Below are 26,511 nucleotides of genomic sequence, written 5' to 3'. Positions count from 1 at the left end.
CGTTTTTTTCATGTCCGATTTATGAGAGCCGGAGCGACCCTGAGATCGCTCCGGATGCAGATATCTCAGTTTGTTACCAGGTTCCGCAAGACATAGTGCAGTATGCCGCCGGCCTTGATGTATTCCAGCTCGTCTTCGGTATCGACGCGGCACAGGCACTCAATGGTTTTGGTGGTGCCGTCCTCGTAGGTCACTTCCACATCCATCGTCTGACGCGGCTGGATGTCGGCTATGCCCTTGATGGTAACGCTTTCTTTGCCGGTGATGTTGTGCGACTGCCAGCTTTCCCCTTCCTTGAAGGTCAGCGGGATGACGCCCATTCCGACAAGGTTAGAACGGTGAATGCGCTCAAAGGACTGGGCGATGACGGCACGCACACCCAACAGCTTGGTGCCTTTCGCGGCCCAGTCGCGGGATGAGCCGGTGCCGTATTCCTTGCCGGCGAACACCACCAGCGGACGGCCCGCTTCCTGGTATTCCATGCAGGCGTCGTAGATCCACTTTTGCTGACCGTCCTTCATGGTGACGCCGCCTTCGACGCCCGGAACCATCTGGTTCTTGATGCGGATATTGGCGAAGGTGCCACGCATCATGACCTGATGGTTGCCGCGCCGCGAGCCGTAGGAGTTAAAGTCCTTGCGGGCGACCTGATGCTCGGAAAGGTACTGACCTGCCGGGCTGTTTTCCTTGATAGCACCGGCCGGCGAGATGTGGTCGGTGGTAATCGAATCCAGGAACAGCCCCATGACCGCCGCGTTCTCGATGTCCTCGAGCGGCTTCGGCTCCATGGTCATGCCTTCAAAATAAGGCGGGTTCTGCACATAGGTAGACCCGGCCGGCCAGCCATAAGTCATGCCGCCCTCGACCTTGATCGCCTGCCAGTGCTCGTCCCCCTTGAAGACGTCGGAATAGCGCTCACGGAACATTTCCTCGGTGATCGAAGAGCGGATTAGCGCGGTGATCTCTTCCGTGGTCGGCCACAGATCCTTGAGATAGACCGGGTTGCCGTCGCGGTCTTCACCGAGCGGGTCCTCTGCCACATTGATGTGCATAGATCCGGCCAGTGCGTAAGCGACCACCAGCGGCGGCGAGGCCAAATAGTTGGCGCGCACATCCGGGTTCACCCGGCCCTCGAAGTTGCGGTTGCCGGACAGAACAGAACAGGCGACCAGGTCATTGTCGTTGATGGTCTTGGAAATCGCCGGATCGAGTGGGCCGGAATTGCCAATGCAGGTTGTGCAGCCATAGCCGGTCAGGTTGAAGCCGAGCGCATCCAGGTCCTTCTGGACATCGGCCTTTTCCAGATAGTCGGTGACCACTTGCGAGCCTGGGGCCAACGAGGTTTTTACCCAAGGCTTCACCTTGAGACCTTTTTCCAGCGCCTTTCGGGCAACCAGCCCGGCACCGATCAGAACAGATGGGTTGGAGGTATTGGTGCAAGAAGTGATCGCGGCAATCACCACGTCGCCCTCACCGAGATGGAAATCCTGCCCCTCAACTGCATAGCGCTGACCCGGCTTGTCCAGCACGGCCACATCACCGGCAGTTGCTGTTGCGCTCTTGATGTCTTTCAGCGCCTTGGCAAACTCCGGTGCAGCGTCGGACAAGGTCACCCGGTCCTGCGGGCGTTTCGGGCCGGCAAGCGAGGGCACGACGGTGGAGATATCAAGCTCCAGGGTGTCCGTGAAGGCCGGTTCTTCCGAGCCCTCGCGGAACATGCCCTGGGCTTTGGCGTATTCTTCCACCAGCGCGACGCGGTGCTTGTCACGGCCGGTAGCTTCCAGATATTTCAGCGTGTCACTGTCCACTGGGAAGAAGCCGCAGGTCGCGCCGTATTCCGGCGCCATGTTGGCGATGGTCGCTGCATCTTCCAGGGACAAGTTGTCGAGGCCCGGACCATAGAACTCCACGAATTTGCCGACCACGCCCTTGGCGCGCAGCATCTGCACCACGGTCAGAACCAGGTCGGTGGCGGTAATGCCCTCGTTCAGCTTTCCGGTCAGCTTGAAGCCAATGACTTCCGGGATCAGCATGGAAATCGGCTGGCCGAGCATGGCCGCTTCCGCCTCGATGCCGCCAACACCCCAGCCGAGCACGGCAAGGCCGTTGACCATGGTTGTGTGGCTGTCTGTGCCGACCAGCGTGTCCGGATAGGCGATTTCCTCGCCGTTTTCCTGTTTCGTCCAAACGGTCTGGGCGAGATATTCCAGGTTCACCTGGTGGCAGATACCGGTACCCGGTGGCACAGCGCGGAAGTTATCAAACGCGGATTGGCCCCAACGCAGGAACTCGTAGCGTTCACCATTGCGCTCGTATTCCAGTTCCACGTTTTTCTGAAACGCGTCGCCGGTGCCGAAATAGTCAACCATGACCGAGTGGTCGATCACGAGATCCACCGGCACTTGCGGATTGACCTTCTGCGGATCCCCGCCAAGCTTCACTGCCGCATCGCGCATGGCGGCAAGGTCAACGACAGCCGGAACACCGGTAAAGTCCTGCATCAAGACGCGCGCTGGCCGGTAAGAGATTTCGTGCGTTGATGTGCGCGTCTTAAGCCACTCGGCGCAGGCCAGAATGTCGTCTTTCGTCACCGTGCGCCCATCTTCGAAACGCAGCAGGTTCTCCAAGACAACCTTCAGTGAAAACGGCAACTTGGAAACACCCTCAAGACCGTTTTTCTCAGCCTCGGGAATGGAAAAATAGGTGTAGGTCTTGCCACCGGCGGTGAGGGTTTTCTTACAGTTGAAACTGTCGAGGGACTGGGTCACGACGTGTGGTCTCCTTCGCATCCATGGCAGCCTCGCCGCGTCTTGCCGGCCGCCGGTCTACACATTTTGCAGGCGCCTTGAGAAGAAAAGCCATTTCATCCCAAAAGGTTCCGCAATGGACGCGAACAGAGCCTCTCCCCCATTCTTGTCCCTAAGAAACTCGCGAGAGTCCTATACAAAATTCCGAGCGGTTTCACCAGAACAGGCACAACACCCAGGGCAATAGACGGGTTCAAAAATGCATTATCTCCGCCCGGCAGACCCTTTTAGGAAACAGGACCTCGTTTCCGATGGAGATGTATATTCATTATGGAATTACAAGGGCTTCTACACCGCAAAGGCATTTGTGGTATCTATCGGCAGACACCGGTGACTTAAACTCTGGAAGCACCACTCAATCCACGTCGTCATCGTCAGACATGTAGGCATCCCAAAGATCCGGACGCCGTTCGCGGGTCAAGCGCTCAGCTTCGGCGAGACGCCATTCGTGGATTTTCTTGTGATTGCCGGAGGTCAGGACATCCGGGATGGTCAGGCCTTCGAACTCCGCCGGGCGTGTGTAGTGAGGATGCTCCAGAAGACCGGTTTCGAAGCTTTCCGTATCCGCGCTTTCCATGTTGCCCATCACACCCGGGATCAGGCGAACGATTGCATCCAGCATGGTAATGGCACCGACCTCTCCGCCCGACAGGATGTAATCCCCGATGGAGATTTCCTCCAGGTTCCGCGTATCGATGACACGCTGATCAATACCCTCAAACCGGCCGCACACGATGATGGCACCAGCCCCTTCTGCCAGCTCATGTGCTTTTGCTTGCGTAAACGGTTTTCCGCGGGGGCTCATCAGAATGCGGGGGCGCGGATCTTCAGCCGGAGCCGCGGCATCAATGGCTTTCGCCAGAATGTCGGCCCGCAGCACCATGCCGGCACCACCACCTGCAGGAGTGTCATCGACGGACCGGTGTTTATCGGTCGCAAAATCCCGGATCTGGCTGGTTTCAATGTCCCACAGACCTTTCTCCAACGCACGGCCGGACAGGCTTTGTCCGAGTGGCCCTGGAAACATGTCAGGGTAGAGCGTGAGAATGGTTGCCTTGAAGGTCATGGAAGCACCGTGTGTTTGCCGCAGTGGGCCAAGATTACACCGGGCCAGCCTTAACGATCCATTTACCAAGTAAATTGGTATTTCTGTTGCTGTTTACCCGCTTTAGGAGTTTGAAAGCTCTGATTAATCGTCCTTGTGCTAAGTGACAAGGAGATAACAATCAGGTGGTCTGTCGTGCGCCGTTTTCCGAGGATAAAATTCAAGCTTCCAGACATCTTTCTTCTTCGGGAAGACCCGCATTTTATTGAGCTGTCTATCGGCCGGGTTCTCCCGCTTGCAGCCCTGATCGCTTTTGGTGTTCTGGTCGGCCTCGTTTTTGAGACCGGCGTCAGCCACCCGTACGATAAAGTTCTCCATATCGCGTTTTTCGCGCTTTTGACCCTATCGATCCATGCCCTTTTTTGCTGCCGGCTGCGGATCTCAGCTTTCATCGCGATGAGCCTCGGCATCCTGGGCGAAATCGTACAGGGCATGCTGCCGCATCACCAAATGTCGGTGCCGGATATTGTCGCAAACGCGATCGGCGTGTCGCTCGTGGTTGCTCTGATCGCTCTGATACGCTCAGAAACCCGACAGGCGTTGAGTGACGAAACCGATGACATTGATCTTGGGGAAATGGGTTTGAAACCCGTGCCGACCCGTTATCTATCCGGCGAATCGGTCGATGATTCCGGATCCGGCTTTTCATCCGACAAATAATCTTCCGGAAGATCGGCAACCACAAAGCCGCTGTCTAGATTGATCTCCGGAACAAAGTCCCTGGTGAAGGGAATATAGAAGGTCTTGCCGCGTTTCGGCCGGATCTCCAGGAGATCGCCTGCGCCAAAATCCTGCACCGCCACGATCTTGCCAAGCGGCTCACCCTGCGGGTCCTTCACATCCAGCCCGTTCAGATCGGAATAATAGAACTCGTCTTCGTCTGTCTCGGGAAGCTGGTCCCGGTCGATGTAAAGCTCGGTACCGTTGAGTTCTTCTGCCCTGTTGCGGTCGGTCACTTCCTTGAATTTCGTGACGACAACCGTCTTTTGCACTCGCGCACTCACCACTTCAAAGGACTGCTTGCCGTCCTTTGTGGTCAGCACACCGTAGTCGGTGAAGGAAAGCGGGTCATCGCCGAACGGCTTGACCCGCACTTCCCCGCGAACGCCATGCGCCGCGCCGATTTTGGCCATCAGCACCTTTTGTGTCTCTTTGGAGCTCATCTCAAAAGGCCCTCAAGCCGGATATCTACGCGGCGTATGCAGTCTTATTCGGCAGCCGCTTCTTCTGTAGCTTCGGCAGCAGCGGCAGCTGCTTCTTCTTCAGCAGCCTTCTTCTCGTCGAGACGCTCTTGCGCCTTACGGCCGAGCTGGGCCTTTTTCGGGTTGTTGCGCGGCTCGCGCTTCAGGAGACCGGCAGCATCGAGGAAACGGTGCACACGATCGGTCGGCTGTGCGCCGTTGCCGAGCCAGTACTGGATCCGCTCAACGTTCAGCTGAACGCGCTCTTCGGAATCCTTCGGCAGCATCGGGTTGTAGGAACCGACTTTTTCGATGAAGCGACCATCACGCGGAGCGCGGATGTCAGCAACAACGATGCGGTAGTACGGGCGCTTCTTGGAACCGCCACGTGCAAGGCGAATTTTCGTAGCCATTTTATTTCTCCAGTGTGTTTCAGTTGCCAGCTTCAGCGGCAATGGCTTCATGGTGCCGGATCACTTCGCGAACGATGAAGTTCAGAAATTTCTCGGCAAAGTCAGGATCGAGATTGGCATCGGCCGCGAGTTTCCGCAGCCGCTCGATCTGAATTTTTTCCCGCGCCGGATCAGCCGGCGGCAGGTCGTTTGTGGCTTTCAAGACACCCACCTTCTGGGTACACTTGAAACGCTCTGCGAGCATGTGAATAAGCGCCGCATCGATGTTGTCGATCGAACCGCGCAAGGACTTCAGCTCATCGAGAGCCGCGCTTTGTCCCAGTTGGGTTTCAGCCTGACTCATCGTTTCTTACCCTTCCCCATGCCGGGAAGACCCGGCATCTTCGGACCGCCAAGGCCTGGCAGGCCCGGCATTCCTGGCGGCAGGCCCGGACCACCGAGACCCGGCATTCCGCCCGGCAGACCTTTTGGCAGGTCCATGCCACTTGGCATCTGGCCGGACTTGGCCATCTCTTCCAGCTGCTTCGGATCGACATCCGGCATACCACCGCCCATGCCGCCCATCAGCTTGCCGAGCATGCCTTTGCCCTTGCCCATCTTTTTCATCATGTCCGCCATCTGGCGGTGCATTTTCAAAAGCTTATTGACCTCGGCCACCTCAACCCCGGAACCACTGGCGATGCGCTTTTTCCGGCTGGCTTTGAGGAGATCGGGTTTCTTGCGCTCGGTCGGGGTCATCGATTGGATGATCGCGATCTGACGCTTGAACATCTTGTCGTCGAGACCGGCAGCGTCGATCTGCTTTTTCATTTTGCCGACGCCCGGCAACATGCCCATCATGCCGGACATTCCGCCCAGCTTTTCCATCTGCTTGAGCTGCTCGGCGAGATCTTCCAGATCGAAATGACCCTTCTGCATCTTCTTCGCCATTTTTGCGGCTTGTTCCGCATCAATAGCTTCGGCTGCCTTCTCGACGAGCGAAACAATGTCGCCCATGCCGAGGATCCGGTCGGCGATCCGTTTCGGGTGAAAGTCTTCCAGTGCGTCGGACTTTTCACCCGTACCGATCAGTTTAACCGGCTTGCCGGTGACCGCCTGCATGGACAGGGCCGCACCGCCGCGCCCGTCACCGTCCATACGGGTCAGAGCAATACCGGTGATGCCAACGCGCTCGTCAAAGTTTTGGGCCAGATTGACGGCGTCCTGACCGGTCAAACTGTCGGCAACAAGAATGATTTCATGCGGATTGGCGGCGGCCTTAACCTCGGCCATTTCCACCATCAGCGGCTCGTCGATGTGGATCCGGCCGGCGGTGTCGAGGAGAACCACGTCATAGCCGCCGAGCTTGGCTGCAGACATGGCCCGGTTGGCAATCTCGACCGGGCCCTGGCCTTCGATGATCGGCAGGGTGTCGACGTCGTTTTGCTCACCCAGGATTTTCAGCTGCTCTTGCGCGGCCGGACGGCGGGTGTCGAGCGAGGCCATCAACACCTTGCGCTTGTCGCGCTGGGTGAAACGGCGGGCAATCTTGGCCGTGGTGGTGGTCTTACCGGAACCTTGAAGGCCGACCATCATGATCGCGACCGGCGCCGGTGCGTTCAGGTCGATCGGTTGACCTTCTTCACCGAGCATTTCGACAAGCTGGTCGTGAACAATCTTCACCACCATCTGGCCTGGGGTGACGGATTTTACGACCTCCGCGCCAACGGCACGGTGACGGACCTTGTCGGTGAAAGAACGAACGATCGGCAGGGCGACGTCGGCCTCGATCAGCGCGCGGCGAATTTCGCGCAGCGCTTCATTGACGTCGTTTTCCGACAGCGCACCGCGGCCGGTGAGCTTGTCGAAAATACCGCTTAGTCGATCGGACAGGCTTTCAAACATCAAAGGGTCCTTGGCTCAATTCGTTTCGGGAAATCTCCCGAACCATATGGGGAACCATCATTGAAATCCAACCGAATGCGAGGGCGCAAAGCAGTTTGACACCCGAGGGCGCATCGCGCTGTCGGGTGGGAACCTCCGGGCGCTCTTTATACCTTTGCGGGTCCCGGTCGGCGGATTGAAATGTCAGTCACTCATATGGAGTCCGCGGGCTTATGCCGGAAAGAGGAAAGAGAGTCAAGGAAGGCTGCGGATTTCTGGTCTTTATCAGCGCCAGACACCGTCTGCCTTTCCGGCATCAAGCTGGTCTAGACAAAGAAACACCACGCAACAAACCGCCCCATGGCTCCAAAACAACAAAACGGCTCCTGGATCACTCCAGAAGCCGCCTTGCGAAACGGGTCTTGAGAGCTGCTTATTCGGCAGCGGTCTCTGCAGCAGCTGCTTCTGCTTCGGCCTTTTTGGCTTCAGCCTTGGCTGCCTTTGCAGCAGCAGCTTCCGCGCGGGCGTCTTCGTTGAGACGCTTGGAGCGGGCGTTAGTGTTCTCGGTGATACGGGCAGACTTACCGCGGCGGTCGCGCAGGTAGTAGAGCTTCGCACGGCGGACTTTACCGCGGCGGACAACCTCTACGCCTTCCAGCATCGGAGAGTAAATCGGGAACACACGCTCAACGCCTTCGCCGTAGGAAATCTTGCGGACGGTGAAGCTTTCGTTGATGCCGCCGCCAGAACGCGCAATGCATACGCCTTCATAAGCCTGTGTACGGGTCCGGTTGCCTTCGGTGACCTTCACCAGAACGCGGACGGTGTCGCCCGGAGAAAATTCAGGAAGCTTACGCTGAGCTTCGATTTTCGCCATTTCTTCAGCGTTCAGCTGCTCGATGATATTCATGGCATGTTTCCCTTTTCAATTACAAAGCGGTCAGAGCGTCCTTGGGATCAAAGGTGCCAAGAACGGGTTCACCAGCTTTGGGCCATGTTGCATATCCGCCGGATTTTATGGAGTTCGGTGCCCGGTAAAAGCATCGCCCAGAACACAAGGCTTCCTGCCGGAAGACACGCATTCATCCAACTTGGGCGGGCGTATACAGGATTTTCAGGCCGTTGTCATGCGGATTCTTGCCGTTTATCTCGGAAGAAGCCCGCAGAGGTCTGCGCATTGTACCCCAAAGGAACCATCTGTCCGGAATACGCGTTCTTTGGTGACCGCATTTCAGGATCACTCACCACTCGACAATGCTGCGTCACTAACTTGCGTGTTTCCGGACCTTCAGGACAACACAAGGCGCTGAAAACTAACGCTAGGTCAAAGGACACGCACGGCTTTTCAAAAAGCTGCTTGACTCTCTGACCGTTCTCCGGAATCAATAAGAACAAATAGAGAACAAAAACCAGCGTGATTGGAATCAACGTGCACAATGTCCGCCGCATCCGAACATAGCACATCTCTTGCCGAGCTGCGTCGCCGCATTGCGGATCTTGAGGGTCGCCTCCCCTTTAAGACGCAGTTTGGTCCGGCCCCTGCGACCGCCGCCAACCCGCAGGGGCCGGACAGTTTTTTGAAAGACCGTCCGGCGGACGGCAAGACGCAGGCTGAGGGTTTCGAAGCTGAACCGCCCGGAAAGGGCGGACCAGATAACCTCACCGCCCGGTGTCCATTGGGACTGGAGACTCTCGACCGGCTGTTTCAGCCCGGCAACAGCTTATCGGGCAGCGGACTGAAATTGGGGGCCTTGCATGAGGTGGTCAGCTCCGAAAGCCGCAATGCCGGGGCACTCAGTGGCTTCGGCCTTGCGCTTCTTGCACGGCTTCTGGCCATAAGGTCCGGGCCGGTTCTGGTGGTCCAGGATATCCGGGCCACTCAGGAATCCGGCCGGCTTCATGGCGCCGGGCTGCTGGACTTCGGCATTGATCCGGCCCGGCTGATCGTGGTGCGGGCGAGAAAGCTGGAAGACGTTCTGTGGTGCCTTGAGGAAGGCGCGTCCTGCAGTGCCCTTGCCGCCGTTGCCGGCGAAATCCAGGGCGGGGAACGTCTCGTGGATCTCACGGCAAGCCGCCGTATTTCCCTGCGGGCCAGCCGCAGCACGGTCCCGGTCATCTTGCTCCGTCATGGAGCAGCACAGGAACCGACCGCAGCCGTCACCCGCTGGCAGATTTCTCCGGCCGCCTCAAAGGCTCCGGAGTTCTTGGAAAAAGCACCCCATGCGGGCCTGGGAGCGCCAGCATGGCACATCGACCTGACGCGGAACCGGGAGGGCCGTCCCGGCCGCCTGACCGTGGAGTGGGACCATGCGAGACAAACATTTGCCGCACCAGCGCATCCTCTCGCTCTGGATCGCGGATCTTCCCTGCGACCGGATCCTGCGCCGGCTGCGGGTCAGCTCCACACCCTCCGCCCGGCAGGCTGAACCGCCGCTCGCCGTTTTGGAAAAAATCCGGGGCGTCCGCCGGATTGTCGCCTTGAATGAAACCGCAAGGGCCTGCGGCTTGCGTCTCGGCGAGGCGGAAGCCGATGCGCGGGCCCGGATCCCGCATCTTTTGTGTGAAGACGCCGATCCGGAAAAGGACGCTGCCTTGCTGGGCGCTGTCGCGGACTGGTGCGCCCGCTACACGCCTTTGGTGGCGCTCGACGGCAAGGACGGGCTGTTTCTCGACATCACGGGCTGCGCGCACCTTTTCAAAGGAGAGGAAGCTCTTTTGAAAGATGCCTTGGAACGGCTTCACCGGCAGGGGTTTTGCGTTGCCGGTGCGATCGCTGGAAGCGCAGGGGCGGCCTGGGCGCTCGCCCGCTTCGGTTCCGGCGGTGTTTTGGCGGACAGCCAAGAACGGCAAGCCCTTGCCCCCTTGCCCCTTGCAGCTCTTCGGGTACCTTCTAAAGCTGTCTCCGGCCTGAACCAGGTTGGCCTGAAAACCATTGGTCAGTTGTATGACCGGCCGCGCGCACCGCTCACCAACCGTTTTGGTGCAGACCTCATCCTCCGGCTTGATCAGGCGTTGGGGCTTCAAGGAGAAGCGATTTCTCCCCGGTTCGAAGCTCCGCTGATTTCCGCAGAGCGGCGGTTCTTCGATCCCATCTCACAACTCGATGACGTTAAGGCGGTCGCCCTCTCCCTGGCCGGTCAGGCCGCCAAGGCGCTGGAACGCCGGGTCGAAGGCGGGCGCGTCTTTGAATTGAGCTTGTTCCGGGTTGATGGCGCGGTTCAAAAATTCCGTGTCGGTACCAGCAGCCCGTTGCGCGACCCCAAACGCGTTCTCCGGCTGTTTGCCGAAAAACTGAAGGCCGATGAAGGGGCAATCGATGCAGGCTTTGGCTACGATCTTGTCCGCCTGGATGTTCTGGTCGCCGATAAGGCCCCGGCCGTTCAATCGGCGCTGACAGCACACGGTGCAGCGGAAGCCGATGCGAGCCTGGACGATCTGGTGGACCGGTTGGGTGCCCGCTTGGGCCCTGAGCGTGTTACCCGGCTTTTGCCGGTCGACCGGCATCTGCCGGAAAGCCAGACCGGGTATGTACCGGCAGCCTTCGCCCAACAAGACGCGCTCGTCTGGTCCGGATTTTCAAAAAGCGCGGCCGCTCCCGATCTGCACCATGCGCACCCCTCATCCAGTCCTCAACTCGGGTTTGCTGAAGACACCCGTCCGGCTGGCGGGACAGAGGCCTCCAGCTGGCAGGAAGGTCTGATGACACGTCCCTTGCGGCTGATCGAACCGGCAGAAGAAGTCGAGGCTTTGGCCATGGTGCCGGACGGACCGCCGCTAAGGTTCCGCTGGCGCCGCGGCATCTACCAGGTCGTCCGCTCTGAAGGTCCGGAACGCATTGCCCCGCCTTGGTGGATTGGCGCGCACGACCGGCCCTCAGAGGCCAAGGAGGGCGTGACCCGGGATTATTTCCGCATTGAAGACACCGAAGGCCGGCGGTTTTGGCTCTACCGGGAAGGTCTTTATGAGCGCGAGACCAGCCGCCCGCGCTGGTATCTGCAGGGCCTGTTCGCATGACATGGCGCCCTTCAATCATGGAGCCGCCCGCTTATGCGGAGCTGTGCGCTGCGACCAATTTTTCCTTTCTTCACGGCGCTTCCCATCCGGAAGAACTGGCGCTTCAAGGCGCGCACTTGCAGCTGGCCGCTCTTGGCATTTGTGACCGCAATTCCATGGCCGGTGTGGTTCGGGCACATATGGCAGCAAAAGAGACCGGATTGAAGTTCGTGCCCGGTTGCCGTCTGGCGTTTCTCGACGGCACGCCGGATCTTCTTTACTGGCCGAAAGACCGTGAGGCCTATGGCTCCTTGACCCGGCTTTTGACCATCGGCAACCGGCGGGCGGAAAAGGGCGCCTGTCATCTGACCCTGGATGACGTGAGCCTGCTTTGCCCGGGTTCTCCAGCCGCCCTGATCTTGCCGCCGGGATTGCCGGATCCGGCCCCGGTCCTGCAGGTTTTGGAACAGCTGAAAAGCCACTTTGAAGGCACGCTCCGGCTTGCCGTCGCCCTCCACCGGAAAGCGGAAGATCGGCGGCGGCTCGCCCTTGCCCGCAACATCACGCAGACGGCGGGTGTGCCGATGCTCGCCATCAACGACACGCTCTATCATGCGCCGGACCGGCGCCCCTTGCAGGATGTTCTAACCTGCATCCGCCTGCATGAGCGGCTGGAGAGTGCCGGCCGCCAACTGCAGCAAAATGCCGAACGCCACTTGAAACCGGCAGAGGACATCCTGCGTCTTTTTGAAAACGATCCGACGCCTTTGCATGAAAGCCTGAAGATCCTCCACGAGGTCCAGTTCTCGCTGGATGACCTTCGGTATGAATACCCGGAAGAACCGGCCGGGGAGAGTGCCAGCCCGCAGGCCGAACTGGAGCGGCTGACCTTGGAAGGTGCCAAACGGCGCTACCCGGAAGGCGTTCCGGACAAGATCCGGGCGACCATTGATCATGAACTGAAACTGGTCGCGGACCTCGACTACGCGCCGTATTTTTTGACCGTCTACGACATTGTCCGGTTTGCCCGCACACGCGGCATCCTATGCCAGGGCCGGGGATCAGCCGCCAACTCCGTTGTCTGCTTTTGCCTTGGCATCACCGAGGTTGACCCAACAAGAGCGGATCTCCTGTTTGAGCGTTTCATCTCACCCGAACGGCGCGAGCCGCCGGACATTGATGTCGACTTCGAACACGAGCGGCGGGAAGAGGTCATCCAGTACATCTATGCCAAATACGGCCGCGAACGCGCCGGGCTTGCGGCCACCGTCATCACCTATAGGTCCCGCTCCGCCCTTCGGGAGGTCGGCAAGGTGTTCGGCCTTTCAGAAGACGCGATAGCGTCCCTTGCCGGGACGGTCTGGGGGCGCGCCTCGGCCGGAACCGAAGAGGCCCAGGTGCGCGAGGCAGGGCTGGACCCGTCAGATCCCTTAATCACACAAATGCTGGAACTGGCCCGCACGCTGATCGGTTTTCCCCGGCACCTGTCCCAGCACGTTGGCGGCTTTGTCATCACCCGTGGCCGGCTCGACGAGGTCATTCCAATCCAGAACGCGGCCATGGAAGACCGCACCGTGGTGGAATGGGACAAGGATGATCTGGATGCGCTCGGGATCCTGAAAATCGACATCCTTGCACTTGGCATGCTGACCGCAATCCGTAAGGCCCTCACCATTCTGTCGGAACACTATGGCCAGGATCTCACCATCTCCACCATCCCGGCTGAGGAGGCGCCCGTCTATGACATGTTGTGCCGGGCCGATTCTGTCGGCGTTTTCCAGGTGGAAAGCCGGGCCCAGATGACCATGCTGCCGAGGCTCAGACCACGGGCGTTCTACGATCTCGTCATCGAAGTTGCCATCGTCCGGCCCGGCCCAATCCAGGGCGACATGGTTCACCCTTACCTGCGCCGCCGTCAGGGCAAGGAGCCTGTCAGTTACCCGAGCAAGGAGCTGGAAGCCGTCCTCGGCAAGACCATGGGTGTGCCGCTGTTTCAGGAACAGGCCATGAAGATCGCCATTGTGGCCGCCGGGTTCACGCCAGGCGAAGCCGACAAGCTGCGCCGCGCCATGGCGACCTTCCGAAGGGTCGGCACGATCGGCACGTTCCAGACCAAGATGATCGAGGGTATGGCAAAAAACGGCTACGACCGGGACTTTGCCGAACGCTGCTTCCGCCAGATCGAGGGTTTTGGCGAATACGGGTTTCCCGAAAGCCATGCGGCAAGTTTTGCGCTCCTTGTTTATGCCTCGTCCTGGATCAAGGCCTATTACCCGGATGTCTTTTGCACCGCGCTTTTGAATTCCCAGCCCATGGGGTTTTATGCCCCCGGACAACTGGTCCGCGATGCGCGCGAACATGGTGTGGATGTGCGCGAGGTTGATATCAACCTGTCAGAGTGGGATGCGAAACTGGAACCTGGATGGCAGGCAGCCCGGCATCTTCACCCCCGCCACCGGAAGATGAGAGAGATCGTCCGTACCAATCATGCGGTCCGGCTCGGCTTCCGGACGGTGAAAGGCCTCAAGCAGGACGATATGGACAAGCTGATCGAACACCGCGGCGACGGCTATGACAGCATCCGGGATCTTTGGCTGAGATCCGGCCTCAGCCGCCCGGTGATCCTGCGCCTTGCCGAGGCCGATGCATTCCGCTCACTCGGCCTTGACCGGCGCGCGGCGGTCTGGGCGGCGCAAGGTCTGGAAGCTGGCAATCAGCGCGACCGGCTCCCGCTGTTTGATGTTGCCGATTTTGGAGACTTGAGGCCAGAACCGGACGCAGACCTGCCGCCGATGTTGCCGGGCGCCCATGTCATGGCCGATTACCAAAGCCTGAGCTTGTCCTTGAAAGCCCATCCGGTTGCTTTTGCTCGGCCCGCGCTCGCTCGTCAGCGCGTTGTTCCCTGCATGCACCTGCCGGATATCCGCCAGGGTCGCCAGATTTCCGTGGCCGGACTGGTGCTGGTCCGCCAACGGCCCGGCTCGGCCAAAGGCGTCATTTTTCTCACGCTGGAAGATGAAGGCGGCATCGCCAACATCATCGTCTGGCCAAAGGTGTTTGAAAAATACCGGCCACTGGTGATGGGAACCCGCTTCTTGAAGGTTTCAGGACGCGTCCAGAATGAAGCCGGGGTCATTCACGTGGTGGCAGATCATGTCGAGGACGTCACCGCGCTGCTGTCCGATCTGTCCGACAAGTCTCTGGACGATGCCGGCCTGGCCCGTGCGGATGAGGTCAAACGGCCGGTGATTGAATTGACCGAAAAGATCAAGCCGGCCAGCCGCCTGGTCCAGCTGATCCGCGATGTTCCGGAACTTCGAAAGGATGTCGCACAGATCAAACCACACAAGGCCGCCGCCCTTCAGCGGCAAACAGTGAAAGCCCTGCCCGGCGGGCGGAATTTTCACTAGATCAGGCTGGTTCTTTTTTGATCGAAGGCTTGCCGCGAAATCCTGCGATCCGCTCACTGATCGACTGGAAGACAACATAAAGAACCGGGATCATCAAAAGCCCGAGGGTGCTGTCGATGATCATCCCCACGAACACCGGAAAGCCGATCGACACACGCCCGGCAGCTCCCGCGCCGCTTGCCAGTACGAGCGGGAGAACACCAAGAATGAAACACAACCCTGTCATGGTCACAGGCCGGAACCGCACGTGAGCTGCCTCAATCGCGGCCTCCTGAATGCTGTGCCCCTCTTCCCGAAGATTCTTGGCGAACTCAACCACCATGATTGCCTTCTTCGCGGCCAACCCGATCAGCAACACCATGCCGATCTGGGCGTAGATGTTGTTGTTGAGATTCGGGATAAATTGCAGCGGGATCAGAGCGCCGAACACTGCAAACACGGTCGATGCCATGACAGACAGAGGCAACACCCAGCTTTCATATTGGGCCACCAGGCAGAGATAGGCGAAAATCACCGCCAGGATCAGAATGTAGGTGACCAAACCACCGGCATCGACCTCCTGAAGCGTGATGTCCGTCCAGTCAAAACCATAGCCTTCCGGCAAGGTTGATTGTGCAACCTCTGCGAATTTCTGGATGCCAGTGCCGGAACTGAAGCCCGGTTGAAGCTGGGCGTTGATCGAGGCCGAGGTGAAAAGGTTGTATCGATAGATCGTCTGGGCGCCCAACACAGGCTCCGCCGTGATGAAAGTCCTCAGCGGCAAGGCTTCACCGGCAGCGTTCTTGACGTAAATGCCCCGAACCTGGCTGGTCGTCTGCCGGAACTGCGCATCGGCCGACATCACCACCCAGTAGACGCGGCCGTCCTTGACGAAATTGTTCACATAGAGAGAACCAAAACTCGCCTGCAGCGCCGTAAAGATATCGCTGACTTTCACCTGCAGAGCTTCGGCGCGGTCGCGGTCGATCGTCAAGCTGTATTGCGGAGCCGTGGCCGAAAAGCTGCTGAAGGCCGACTGGAATTCCGGCTCCTTCATCAGAGCCGACAGGAATGCTGTTTTGACGGCGTCGAAATCCTCAATGTTGTTGGCCTTGTAGTCCAAGAGCTGCGCCGACAAGCCGCCGCTTGACCCAACGCCCTGGATCGTCGGCAATGGGAACACAAAGGACGTTGCTTCCGGGATCGCGGCCAGGGACCGGTTCAAGGACATCATGATGGCCCACCATTGGGTGTCGCGCGTCTTGCGTTGATCCCAAGGGTCCAGCAACAACACCAGAATTCCAACGTTCGACCTGTTGCCGGCGAGCAAACTGAACCCGGCGACAGACGTGATGGCTCCAACGCCCGGGTGCTTTTGAACCTCTGCGCTGATGTTTTGCACCACCTCTTGGGTCCGCTGGAGCGAAGCGCCATCCGGCAGCTCAATGCTGACAAACAACACGCCATTGTCTTCCGGCGGAATGAAGCCGGTCGGCGTGGTTTCAAACATGTAGACCGTGGCAGCAATAACGCCCGCAAACACAGCCAGGGAGACCGGAATGAACCGGAGCATGAGCCTGACAATGGCAACGTAGCCATCCCGCAGCTTGTCAATCAGCTTTGGTATCAGGCGGAAAAGACCTTTCGGATGCCCGGTCCGGCGCGACAGGAACAACGAACAGAGCACCGGCCCAAGCGTTAGGGCATTGATGGCTGACAGCGCGAAGGCAAATGTGATCGTCAAAGCGAACTGAAGATAGATCTCGCCCGTGATCCCGGGAAAGAAACACACCGGGACAAACACCGCCGCCAGAACGAATGTGGTTGCGATGATCGGCCGCGTCACCTGGCTCATCGCCTTCAACGTGGCTTCGCGCGGCTCAAGTCCATCCTCTTCCATGATCCGTTCGGTGTTTTCGATAATGACAATCGCATCATCGACCACCAGCGTGATCGCAAGCACAATTGCAAAGAGCGTAATCATGTTGGCGCTGAACCCGATCACATAGATGAGCGCCATGGTCCCAAGCAGGGAGACAGGAATTGCAATCGCCGGGATCAAGGTTGCCCGGATGCTGAGGAGAAAGAAAAAGGTGACCGAGATGACCAGGGCCGCCGTAATCGCCAGTGTCGAAGCGATCTCTTCGATTGATTTTCGAACCGCCGTGGTCACGTCATAGGCAAGGACATATTCCATGTCCTCCGGAAACTGTTTTGAGAGCTCCTCCATCTGGGAGCGGACGGCGTCCGCAACATCCAGGGCGTTTGCCCCACTTTCCTCAAAAATCGCAATGATCGCAGACGGTTCGCCGTTGTAGAACGATGTCGCCGCATAACTCTCAGCGCCAAGCTCCACCCGCGCGATGTCTTTTAGTCGGATGAAAGAACCATCATCCTGCGCTCCCAGGATGATTTGCTCAAACTGCTCTGCAGTCTCCAGCAGCCCTTGAGCGTCTAATGTGAATTGAAAAGACGTCTGCGCGTCGCTGAAAGGTGGGGCGCCAATCTGACCTGCAGCAGCTTCGACATTTTGCGCCTCGATGGCCGAGGAGACATCCGACGCGGACAAATTCAGTGCCGCCATTTTTTCCGGGTTCAGCCACACTCGCATGCTGTAGTTCAACGGCCCAAACTGATTGACCAGCCCGACACCATCAATCCGGCTGAGCGGATCCTGAATGAAATCAGCGGCATAGTTGCTCAAATAGAGCTGACTGAACGTCTTGTTCGGTGACAGCAGATTGATCACCTGCAGCATGTCGCTGTTCTGCTTCGAGGTGGAAATGCCAAGCTTTGTGACGGCTTCGGGCAGCAGGGGCGTGGCGAGCGCCACCCGGTTCTGAACATTGACCGCGGCAATGTCGGGATCCGTGCCGATGTCGAATGTGACGGTCAGCTGAAAGGTGCCTTCACTGGACGATTGGGACGACATGTAAATCATCCCATCGACACCATTCACTTGTTCCTCGATCGGTGTCGCTACGGCATTTTGAATGAGGGCTGCGTTGGCGCCCGGGAAACTCGCAGTCACCTGAATTTGCGGGGGCGCAATGTTCGGAAACTGGGCGATTGGCACAAACCGGATGGCGAGTGCGCCAACCAGGACCGTGAGGACCGCAATGACGATGGCAAAGTTGGGCCGATCGATAAAGAATCTTGCAAGCATCGGACCGCCCCGGTTCAGGATTGCGTTTCAGTTGGGCTGACTTTGACGCCCTCATGGACCTTTTGCAGTCCCTGGATAACCACCGGATCTCCGGCCTGCAGGCCTTTGCTGACGACCCAGTCCCGCCCGATCTGATTGCCGAGGGTTACATCCCGCCGTTCAACGACATTGTCCTTTCCAACGACAAACACAAAGTGCCCCTTTGCATCGAGCTGAATAGCGGTCTGCGGAACAACGACCACTTCGCTTGCATTCGGGTCCTCGAATGTCACGGTAACCACTTGGCCGGGCACCAGAAGTGCATCCTTGTTGTCAAATGCTGCGCGCATTTCAACCGTGTCGGTGGCTGTTTCGACTTCGTTGCTGATGTAGTCGATCTTCCCGGCAGCCGGGTAAGTGGCGCCATCTGAAAGCTGCAGTTTCACATCAAGTGTCGAAGAGTTTTCAGAGACGAGCCCTTCCTGACGCTTCAGGATCAAGTCCCGTTCACTGATAAAAAACTTCACATGGATCGGGTCTATGCTGGTGATCGTCGCGAGCACGCCGGTGTTCGGCGTTATGAGGTTGCCCACATCGACGGGCGAGTCGGAGATCCGGCCATCGATCGGACTGGTGATGGTCGTGAAGCCCAGATTTATTTTTGCTGTATCGAGATCTGCTTGAGCCTCTCCGACTGCCGCTTGATCACCCTTATAATCCGCTTCAGCTGAATCGTAGACCGCCTGCGAAACATCGCCCCGGTCCAGCAGCTGCTTTTGCCGGTCGAGGTTGATTTTGCCGTTCAAGGCAGTGGCCTTCGCCCCGTCCAACGTCGCCTGTGCCTTGTCGGCACTTGCCTGATAGAGATCCTTTTCGATCTGGAAGAGCACTTCACCCTTTTTGACGAGCCCCCCATCGGTGAATTTCTGGCTTTCCAGAACGCCTTCGACCCGCGCTTCCACTTTGACGGTGCTCACGGCTGCGACGCGGCCAACATAAACATCGGCCATTCCAGGCTTGGTGTTGGACGCCCGCTCCACCAGAACCGCAGGCGCCGGATCGTCGGCGTGAGCCGGGATTAAACCAAATGCGAAAATAGAAAAAACGAAAGCTGAGGCGAAAAACTTCATGAAGTCAGGCTCCTGCCGTTTGGCGGCTTGAACCTAGACTTGCACCCATTTGCAGACCGGTCAAATGAACCGTTTTGGAACCACCGCGGAAATAGCGGGGCGTATTCACCAACTTTCGCGCCGGATCACGTTGCGAGTTGCGGTCTCAGCGTTGTCAGGAGTGCCGGGTCATTTCGAACCCGCGCAATGATCATGCCTCCTTCCAAAAGCGCCAGAGCTGACAAGGCCTGCGCCTTGATCTCTTCTTCTAACCGATTTTGGGCCCATTCGGTTCTGCTCAGGCTCACGGTCATCCACTCTGAAACACGGTCAAAAAACGACTTGGCCTCGGTGACAACACTTTCCGGCAGCCCTGCGGATTCTGCTGCCAGAATTCCGCAAAGACACATTTGCCCATCTGAACCAAGTGCGGAGACAAACAGGTCTTGGAGCTTTTTCATGATTTCAGACGCGGTCGCTGGCCCATCTTCAGGGTCACCGAGCGCGTTTAAGAAACGGTCCGTATAGCGGCGCGCCACCTTTGCGCCGAGATCTTCTTTCGTCGGGAAATAATAATGGACACTTGAGCTCTTCACCCCAACGCCGGACGCAAGATCGCGGAAACTCACACCGTTATAGCCATTCTTACGAATGAGGCTCTCGGCGAGGTCCAAAATTTTTCCTTCTGTTTCGGCAGCATTCCGGCTCATGACACCCTCGCTATCTATCAATCAGTAGATAGGTCTTGACACCAGCTTTCGCAATCCCAATATCCCGGTCATCGCAATCTACCTATCAGTAGATAGATAACTTGGAGAACCTGAAATGACTGAGACAGTAGCAATCATACAAGGCGGAACGTCCGGCATGGGCCTTGCCACTGCAAAACGGCTGGCCGCCAGGAACGTGCCCCTTGTTCTTATCGGGCGGAACGCTGACAAACTCTCAACCGCAAAGGCAGAGATTGAAGCTGCATACGAGGTCAATGTTCAAACATGGCAAGCCGATGTGACCGATCAAAACGACGTTGCTGAGCTCGTTGAGCGTATTGAAGGTCTGCAAATACCGATCGGATATCTGGTCAATGCAGCTGGTGCCTTCAGTCCGAAACCGTTCCTCGACCATACGCCGGAGGACTATGACCTGTATCACGCGTTCAACCGCGGCACGTTTCAGATCACCCAGGCCGTTGCGCGGAAAATGGTAGAGCGTGAAGCCGGATCTATCGTCAATCTTGGCTCGATGTGGGCACACCAGGCCGTGAAGGCGACGCCGTCTTCCGCCTACTCCATGGCAAAGGCCGGCTTGCACGCTCTCACACAGCATTTGGCCATGGAGCTTGGAGATTATGGGGTCCGGGTTAATGCCGTTGCCCCGGCTGTTGTCGAAACGCCGATTTACGGCGCGTTTATCCCGGAGGACCAGATCACGCAAACTCTGAAGGACGGCTTCGACGCATTCCATCCGATCGGACGGATCGGCACGGCGGACGATGTTGCCGCGACCGTGGACTTTCTGCTCTCCGATCAGGCCGATTGGGTGACCGGAGCAGTCTGGGATGTTGACGGCGGTGTTATGGCCGGCCGGTGCTAAGCGTCAACTGAAACACAAGGGGCCGCCCAAATCGGGTGGCCCTGTTTTCAGATCGCTTCCACATAATACCAGCGGCCGGATTTTTTCCGGAATCGGCTATTCTCCCGGTGGGTGTGCAGTGTTCCGCCAGACAGATACTTCGCCTCAAAGAGCACCGTCCCGTCGCGATCATCTTCGCTACCTTTGCCGGTCTCAAGAACGCTCAAGCCCGTCCAGTGGTTTTCCGACGCCCATCGGGCCGTCGCCGCAAAATCGAACCCTGCCTGATACTTCGGCCAAAGTGTCTCTTTCAGGTACGCAATATTCTCACGCACATAAGCCGTGTAACGCGACCGCATCAAAGCCTCTGCGGTCTTTGGCGTTTGGCGTCCCTCCAGATAAGGACCGCAACAAGCCGAAAATGCAGCGCCAGATCCACAGGGGCAATCCGTATCCGCCATATCCAAGTTCCGTTCCAATTCACTCTATAGATCGCAGTCTCTATCACCACCTATAACAGGACGCTATGCTGCTCCCAACTTGATCAGATCGACTGCGGCGGCGCCATGAAACTTGCGACCTTTAACCTGGAATCTTTTGGCACAGACAGGATCGATGAAGATCTGCTGGCCCGGCGGATCGACGCGCTCAGGCCAAAGCTTCTGGAGCTTGAGGCTGACATCTTATGCCTTCAGGAGGTCAACGCCCAGAAAATCAAGGGCAACTCCAGCCGGCAGTTTCATGATCTTGAACGTCTGATTGAAGGCACGCCTTATCAGGACTTTTTCATGTCCGGCAGCTTGCGCCCATCCGGCAAAGGGCCTGGCGACCGGCACAATCTTGTTGTGCTTTCGAGGTATCCGGTTCTTTCGGGAGAGAGCCTCTATCATCGCAATGCGGAGCCACCGTTGTGGCGGCCCGGAACTGCGGATCCCGGATATGAAGAACCGCAGGCGACTGCTTTCGACCGGCCGGTTCAGCAGCTTCAAATCGATATTGGCACAGGACGCCCCTTGCATGTGTTCAACGTGCATCTGCGCGCGCCCATTGCAGCCCAAATCCGGGGCGGGAAGGATGCGGAGCACAATTGGGCCTCTGTCTCTGCCTGGGCAGAGGGGTATCATCTGTCGGTCTTGAAACAGACTGCGCAAGCGCTTGAACTCCGGCTTGGGGCGGAGGCTCTGTTCGATAAGGATCCGGACGCCCAGATCATTCTAACCGGCGACTTCAACGCGACCGGCGAAACCCGGGCGCTGCGGCTATTGCGGGCAGACCCGCACGACACCGGTGTCCCGGACCTTGGCTACCGGCAGCTTTATCAACTGGATGCAGCCCTTCCTTTGGAGCAACGGAAAACCGTACTTCACAAGGGCCGGGCCCAAACCCTTGACCATGTGCTTGCGAGCCGCTCCATGACGGACCGGGTTGCGCACATCAAGGTCTTCAACGCGGCTCTGCCGGATGAGATCCTCGAAGGTGACGATCCCGATTATGCCGGCTCCTACCACGCCGCAATGTGCGTGGACTTCGACATGTCGTAAGAGGTTCGGTTATTCGTTTGCCAACGACTGAATATACCCGGCGAGATTGGCAATCTCGATGTTGCCGAGTGTCATGTTTGGCATTTGCGGATGGGGATTGGCGAGAAAGGTCGCCAGTTTCGATGCATCCCAACTCTGATCCTTGGCCATGTCATAAAAACTCGGCAACGACACACTGGACGCCGTCGCCTGATCGTTGGAAACGAGATGGCAGGACGCACACCATTGAAGCGCCAAGTCTTTTCCTGCGGCGACATCGGCCGCAACCGCCGACGCCACAGGAACGACGGCCGTTAGGCTGAAGCCCAAAACGAGCGCTTGAAAACCTCTCCGCCACATTTTGGACCGTTCAACCATTTCTGCTCTCTCCACATCTCAATCACGGTTCGCAGTCTGTCTGATCGAACCGGCTACTTCCTTGTCATGTATCAAATCATGCTCATGAGCCTGTCTGCAACTTTTCAGAAAACGCCATTGCCGCATCCGGCATCCTCGTCCACAGTCTGAAGTTGAAAACCTATAAGATAATCGGAGATCTGGATGATTCACCAAAGCCTGATCCGCGCAGCGACGGCGGTAAGCCTGAGCTTTGCGCTGGCCATTGGCGCGGGCGCGCCGACTGTTGCTCAAGAAACGCCGATCTATTCCGGAAAGGACCGCTATCACCCGGTCACGGCTGCCAACGGTATGGTGGCGAGCCAGGAAGCAGTCGCCACCCGGGTGGGTGTCAGTATTCTTGAAAAAGGCGGCAACGCGGTCGACGCCGCAATCGCAACCGGGTTTGCCTTGGCGGTCACCTTGCCCCGTGCCGGCAACCTTGGTGGTGGCGGCTTCATGATGATCCACAAGGCTGACACCGGCGAAACCGAAGCGCTGGATTATCGGGAAAAAGCACCAGCGGGCGCAACGCGTGACATGTTCTTGGGACCAGACGGAGAACCGGACAACGACAAGTCCCGTTTTTCCGGATTGGCTATTGGGGTTCCAGGCACGGTGGCCGGCTTTGCGGCTGCATTTGAAAAACACGGCAGCGGGAAAGTGACGTGGGAAGACCTGGTTGCACCTGCAATTGCGCTCGCAGAAGACGGCATTGAAGTAACACCGGACCTCTCGGCCTCATTGGCAGCCCGCATCGCCCGGCTGAGCAAAGACCCGGCAACGGCAGCCATCTTCTTCAAGGCCGGTCTGATCCCTTATGTGCCCGGCGAAACACTGAAACAGACCGATCTGGCGGCAACGCTGCGTTTGATCGCCGACAACGGTGCCGCGGGGTTTTATCTGGGCGATGTTGCCGAAAAGATCGCATCCAAGGTTCAAGAAGCTGGCGGCAGCATGACAACAGCCGACCTTGCCGACTACAAACCCGTCTGGCGGGATCCGGTGACCGGCAGCTACCGCGGATATGAGATCGCCTCCATGCCGCCCCCCTCCTCCGGCGGCGTTCACATCGTACAGATCTTGAACATGCTGGAGGCCTATCCGATGGCCGATTTCGGCCCCAACTCTGCCGATGCTATTCACGTGATGGCCGAAGCCAAGCGCCGCGCTTACGCCGACCGGTCCAAATATCTCGGAGATCCGGATTTTGCTGAAGTTCCGGTAAAAGGCCTGACCGATCCGGCCTATGCAGCAAGCCTCGCAGAAACCATCAATATGGAGACCGCCACCGATTCAAAGGACGTTGCACCTGGCAACCCTATTCCCTACGAAAGCAATGAAACGACCCATTATTCCGTTGTCGACAAGGACGGAAATGCCGTCTCGAACACCTACACGCTGAACTTTTCCTATGGCGTTGGTCTCACCGCCGACGGCACCGGCGTTCTTTTGAACAACGAGCTGGACGATTTCTCCGCAAAACCCGGCGCACCGAATGCCTATGGGTTGATTGGGGGAACGGCAAACGCGGTCGAAGGTGGCAAACGGCCCCTATCGTCCATGAGCCCGACACTGGTGTTTAAGGACGGCGACCTGTTCCTCGTCACTGGCTCGCCGGGCGGCAGCCGGATCATCACGACAACGTTGCAGGTCATTCTGAATGTGATCGACCACCAGATGAACATCGCCGAGGCAACGGCCGCACCGCGCGTCCACCATCAATGGTTTCCGGATGAAATTCGAATTGAAGAAGGTTTGTCCCCGGACACGATCCGGCTTTTGGAAGCGCGTGGCCACAAGGTCGAGGTCAAGAACGTGATGGGCTCAACCCAATCAATCATGAAAGTGGGCGGTCTTCTGGCCGGTGCTTCCGATCCACGCCGGCAAGGCGCACTGACAGCGGGTCACTGAAACAAGGGTGAGGGAGACCGATGACATGTCATCGGTCTCATTGCTCCGGTCCAAGCTGCTTCTGCAGACTTAGTTCGGCTCTGGCGGATAGCGGCGGTTGATCGTACTGTCGCTGTCCAGGTCCTTGAGGTGCTGAAAGAAACTTTCAGCTGCGACCGCAAGGAAAGAAACCAGCAGGACGCCAACATAGGTCGAGTGCTCCAACAGCTCAGCCCTGTCGCCAACGACCACATCGAAAATTGCAAACCCAAGAAAAACGGCGATCGACACTGCAATCGCGAGGTCGGTCCGGTAGGCAACACCCGGCTGGTTTTTGACAAGCCGGATCCCGGCCACCAAAAACAAAGCGGCCGCAAAAAACTCGACAATACCCGCAAATATGAGCGTCGCCGTTACGAAACCTGGATCGATGTCCAGGCGATCAAAATACATCGTGAACTTTTCGACGCGGTGATTGCCCCACCAATGGACAAACCCAATGTCCTGACGGGCAAAAAATTTATCGAGGCCGTTCAGAAGCCAAAAGCAAAACCAGAAAGCGATCACGACGGCGGTAACGGGTTGGCGCAAAATAGCCATATCTATCTTCTGTCTTGAATGTCGGAACTATCGTCAATTCATACATGGCGAGTCCTTGAAAACTGGTTACACTCAACGCGCAAAACCGGTCCGTAAATCCACTTATCAAAGATCGCTGAAGACAAGCCGCTCTATTTCTGAGGCTGTTTCGTGCCGCGAGAGACAAGGTCTGCAAACTGCTGATCTAGTTTGAGGCGCTCTTCGGCAGTCATTTCCGGCCAGATGACCTGAGCGCCGACAAAGGCAGCGTATTCAATTTTCGCAATGCTGTTTGCAGTGGCGTCATCCAGCCCTTGCGCACGATACAACTGAACAATGAACTGGGTTCGGAGATCATCGACCTCGCGTACGGTTTGCCGGGCCGTCTGGTTGAGCTGCGCAAACTGGCGCATGGCACGGTCCAGGTCATGATCGAGTTGAGCCGCCTTCAGCGCCAGCGTGCGCGCCTGATCTTCGGGCGCACTCGCAAGCGTTTCTTCTGCAACATCAAGTGTGTTTTGTTTCTTCCAGGCATGAGCCAAAGCGGTCAGAAATGCCTCATGATCCTTGAAGTGATGATAAAAAGAGCCTTTGGTCCGTGACGCCGTCTGGCACAGCGCATCGAGGGTCAGCCCCCCGATGCCCTCTTTGACCAGTTGCCCAAATCCGAGCGTAATCCAGTCCTCTTTGCCGAACCGCTTCTTCTCGGTCATAGGCTGCCGCCCAACACACCAAGGATGACGATCGGCAGGAACAACCACCCTTGCGGCATATCCTTAAATGCCTGGTTCTTGAATACCGGAACGGCTAGGCCGAGCACGCAGTAGCCGAATGTCAATATGGTAGCCACCCACCCGAGATCCATTCCGCCAATATAAAGCGCCGCATAGCCGAACATCCCGGCAATGACAGCGAGTGTGATGGTGACGATGTGCCAACAGTAGTAGGTCGTGAGCTTGGGAACGGGATGCAGCCCGGGCGCGTTCAAAAGCGGCTCAGCGATCGCCCGGCCTCCCAAGAAGGTATGGATCAGGCATACAATGGCGGCCAGTCCTCCAGCACTCGCAAAATAAACGTTCATTTCGATCCTCGAATTTACATACCATACCTTATGGTATGTACTGATATTTGAAATAGCAAGTGACAATTCCTTTGCCTTTCAAAGGAGCCCAAAGTTACAAAAAAACAGCGGAACCTGGTGGTCCCGCTGGAAAAGTCACTGAAGCAGTCGCAATCGCGTCTTGGGACGAAATACTGACAATTTCGCCATCCGCAGTTTGCACAGGTAGATTAGCGGCCGGGCAATAACGCTAATATAAAGTTGCAAGGCTGATTTATTTCAATCATAGGGAAAATTGTCGCAAACGATCAGCGCAACAAAAAAGCCAGCTGCTTTTCTGCAACTGGCTTTTAGCACCATTCGGTGAAATTGGAGCGGGCGATGGGATTCGAACCCACGACCCCAACCTTGGCAAGGTTGTGCTCTACCCCTGAGCTACACCCGCATAGTGTTCCAACTCGGTGGCGGCTGCCTCGTCGTTGGTGG

General features: G+C 57.7%; 22 protein-coding genes and 1 tRNA gene. 7 read left to right on the top strand and 16 right to left on the bottom strand.

Going from position 1 to position 26,511, the window contains the following annotated elements; genetic code table 11:
• Positions 1-65: 65 nt before the first annotated feature.
• Together acnA and trmD are read right to left on the bottom strand one after the other, a co-directional pair.
• The gene (gene acnA / locus AC0J4F_RS05955) at positions 66-2,768 is read right to left on the bottom strand and encodes an aconitate hydratase AcnA (protein WP_133952593.1); all 2,703 of its coding nucleotides are present in this window, start codon (positions 2,766-2,768) and stop codon (positions 66-68) included.
• 394 nt (positions 2,769-3,162) lie between these two features.
• On the bottom strand, positions 3,163-3,873 hold the full coding sequence (gene trmD / locus AC0J4F_RS05950) for a tRNA (guanosine(37)-N1)-methyltransferase TrmD (RefSeq protein ID WP_473025705.1): 711 nt from the start codon (positions 3,871-3,873) through the stop codon (positions 3,163-3,165).
• A gap of 174 nt (positions 3,874-4,047) precedes the next feature.
• Between trmD and AC0J4F_RS05945 the strand changes: the two genes are divergently transcribed.
• The gene (locus tag AC0J4F_RS05945) at positions 4,048-4,572 is read left to right on the top strand and encodes a VanZ family protein (protein ID WP_209180358.1); all 525 of its coding nucleotides are present in this window, start codon (positions 4,048-4,050) and stop codon (positions 4,570-4,572) included.
• On the opposite strand, the gene rimM is transcribed toward AC0J4F_RS05945, so the two are convergent.
• The 5 genes from rimM to rplS all read right to left on the bottom strand — a co-directional run bounded on the left by rimM (position 4,515) and on the right by rplS (position 8,279).
• The gene (rimM, locus tag AC0J4F_RS05940) at positions 4,515-5,075 is read right to left on the bottom strand and encodes a ribosome maturation factor RimM (RefSeq protein WP_420339421.1); all 561 of its coding nucleotides are present in this window, start codon (positions 5,073-5,075) and stop codon (positions 4,515-4,517) included. The genes AC0J4F_RS05945 and rimM overlap by 58 nt on opposite strands.
• A 44-nt stretch (positions 5,076-5,119) precedes the next feature.
• Positions 5,120-5,506 (bottom strand): 30S ribosomal protein S16, encoded by a 387-nt coding sequence (gene rpsP / locus AC0J4F_RS05935; protein WP_133952597.1) that lies wholly within the window; start codon positions 5,504-5,506, stop codon positions 5,120-5,122.
• Between the two features lie 19 nt (positions 5,507-5,525).
• Positions 5,526-5,849 carry a chorismate mutase gene (locus tag AC0J4F_RS05930; RefSeq protein WP_166672833.1) on the bottom strand — a complete coding sequence of 108 codons (324 nt, stop codon included), beginning with the start codon at positions 5,847-5,849 and terminating at the stop codon, positions 5,526-5,528.
• Positions 5,846-7,390: a signal recognition particle protein gene (ffh, locus tag AC0J4F_RS05925; protein ID WP_409686621.1), complete on the bottom strand. Its 1,545-nt coding sequence runs from the start codon at positions 7,388-7,390 to the stop codon at positions 5,846-5,848. The genes AC0J4F_RS05930 and ffh overlap by 4 nt, the downstream gene beginning before the upstream one ends.
• Positions 7,391-7,802: 412 nt before the next feature.
• Entirely contained in the window at positions 7,803-8,279 is a 477-nt protein-coding gene (gene rplS / locus AC0J4F_RS05920; RefSeq protein ID WP_306149296.1) for a 50S ribosomal protein L19, read from the bottom strand.
• Between the two features lie 526 nt (positions 8,280-8,805).
• Between rplS and AC0J4F_RS05915 the strand changes: the two genes are divergently transcribed.
• From AC0J4F_RS05915 to AC0J4F_RS05905, 3 genes are read left to right on the top strand one after another with little or no spacing between them, the layout of a single operon-like run.
• Complete coding sequence (locus AC0J4F_RS05915; RefSeq protein WP_473025704.1) at positions 8,806-9,795, top strand: ImuA family protein; 990 nt, start codon at positions 8,806-8,808, stop codon at positions 9,793-9,795.
• Positions 9,677-11,383 carry a Y-family DNA polymerase gene (locus tag AC0J4F_RS05910; RefSeq protein ID WP_473025703.1) on the top strand — a complete coding sequence of 569 codons (1,707 nt, stop codon included), beginning with the start codon at positions 9,677-9,679 and terminating at the stop codon, positions 11,381-11,383. The genes AC0J4F_RS05915 and AC0J4F_RS05910 overlap by 119 nt, the downstream gene beginning before the upstream one ends.
• Positions 11,380-14,772 (top strand): error-prone DNA polymerase, encoded by a 3,393-nt coding sequence (locus tag AC0J4F_RS05905; protein ID WP_473025702.1) that lies wholly within the window; start codon positions 11,380-11,382, stop codon positions 14,770-14,772. Before AC0J4F_RS05910 ends, AC0J4F_RS05905 begins: the two co-directional genes overlap by 4 nt.
• Before the next feature lies 1 nt (position 14,773).
• Here AC0J4F_RS05905 and AC0J4F_RS05900 read toward each other — a convergent pair whose 3' ends face one another.
• The 3 genes from AC0J4F_RS05900 to AC0J4F_RS05890 form a co-directional block, all read right to left on the bottom strand.
• On the bottom strand, positions 14,774-17,917 hold the full coding sequence (locus AC0J4F_RS05900) for an efflux RND transporter permease subunit (protein WP_473025701.1): 3,144 nt from the start codon (positions 17,915-17,917) through the stop codon (positions 14,774-14,776).
• Positions 17,918-17,931: 14 nt separating this feature from the next.
• Positions 17,932-19,026, bottom strand: coding sequence for an efflux RND transporter periplasmic adaptor subunit (locus AC0J4F_RS05895; protein WP_473025700.1), 1,095 nt, complete (start codon positions 19,024-19,026; stop codon positions 17,932-17,934).
• A 125-nt stretch (positions 19,027-19,151) separates the two neighbouring features.
• Positions 19,152-19,715 carry a TetR/AcrR family transcriptional regulator gene (locus AC0J4F_RS05890; RefSeq protein WP_473025699.1) on the bottom strand — a complete coding sequence of 188 codons (564 nt, stop codon included), beginning with the start codon at positions 19,713-19,715 and terminating at the stop codon, positions 19,152-19,154.
• 115 nt (positions 19,716-19,830) lie between these two features.
• On the opposite strand from AC0J4F_RS05890, the gene AC0J4F_RS05885 reads away from it, so the two are divergent.
• Complete coding sequence (locus tag AC0J4F_RS05885; RefSeq protein WP_473025698.1) at positions 19,831-20,598, top strand: SDR family NAD(P)-dependent oxidoreductase; 768 nt, start codon at positions 19,831-19,833, stop codon at positions 20,596-20,598.
• Between the two features lie 47 nt (positions 20,599-20,645).
• Here the strand turns inward: AC0J4F_RS05885 and AC0J4F_RS05880 are convergent, their stop codons facing one another.
• Complete coding sequence (locus AC0J4F_RS05880) at positions 20,646-21,038, bottom strand: YchJ family metal-binding protein (protein ID WP_133952606.1); 393 nt, start codon at positions 21,036-21,038, stop codon at positions 20,646-20,648.
• Positions 21,039-21,143: 105 nt separating this feature from the next.
• On the opposite strand from AC0J4F_RS05880, the gene AC0J4F_RS05875 reads away from it, so the two are divergent.
• Positions 21,144-22,118, top strand: a complete 975-nt coding sequence (locus tag AC0J4F_RS05875) for an endonuclease/exonuclease/phosphatase family protein (protein ID WP_133952607.1) — start codon at positions 21,144-21,146, stop codon at positions 22,116-22,118.
• Positions 22,119-22,127: 9 nt separating this feature from the next.
• Here the strand turns inward: AC0J4F_RS05875 and AC0J4F_RS05870 are convergent, their stop codons facing one another.
• Positions 22,128-22,475, bottom strand: coding sequence for a c-type cytochrome (locus AC0J4F_RS05870; RefSeq protein WP_473025697.1), 348 nt, complete (start codon positions 22,473-22,475; stop codon positions 22,128-22,130).
• A 183-nt stretch (positions 22,476-22,658) separates the two neighbouring features.
• Between AC0J4F_RS05870 and ggt the strand changes: the two genes are divergently transcribed.
• Positions 22,659-24,407 carry a gamma-glutamyltransferase gene (gene ggt, locus AC0J4F_RS05865; RefSeq protein WP_473025696.1) on the top strand — a complete coding sequence of 583 codons (1,749 nt, stop codon included), beginning with the start codon at positions 22,659-22,661 and terminating at the stop codon, positions 24,405-24,407.
• Positions 24,408-24,476: 69 nt separating this feature from the next.
• Here the strand turns inward: ggt and AC0J4F_RS05860 are convergent, their stop codons facing one another.
• From AC0J4F_RS05860 to AC0J4F_RS05845, 4 genes are all read right to left on the bottom strand, one after another.
• Positions 24,477-24,986 (bottom strand): hypothetical protein, encoded by a 510-nt coding sequence (locus AC0J4F_RS05860; RefSeq protein ID WP_209176358.1) that lies wholly within the window; start codon positions 24,984-24,986, stop codon positions 24,477-24,479.
• 131 nt (positions 24,987-25,117) lie between these two features.
• Positions 25,118-25,678 (bottom strand): TetR/AcrR family transcriptional regulator, encoded by a 561-nt coding sequence (locus tag AC0J4F_RS05855; RefSeq protein ID WP_473025695.1) that lies wholly within the window; start codon positions 25,676-25,678, stop codon positions 25,118-25,120.
• On the bottom strand, positions 25,675-26,046 hold the full coding sequence (locus tag AC0J4F_RS05850) for a hypothetical protein (protein ID WP_473025694.1): 372 nt from the start codon (positions 26,044-26,046) through the stop codon (positions 25,675-25,677). The genes AC0J4F_RS05855 and AC0J4F_RS05850 overlap by 4 nt, the downstream gene beginning before the upstream one ends.
• Before the next feature lie 349 nt (positions 26,047-26,395).
• Positions 26,396-26,470 (bottom strand) — tRNA-Gly (locus tag AC0J4F_RS05845).
• Positions 26,471-26,511 lie beyond the last annotated feature (41 nt).

Source organism: Roseibium sp. R5 (genome assembly GCF_055755305.1).
This window is presented reverse-complemented; position numbering and strand designations above follow the sequence as displayed.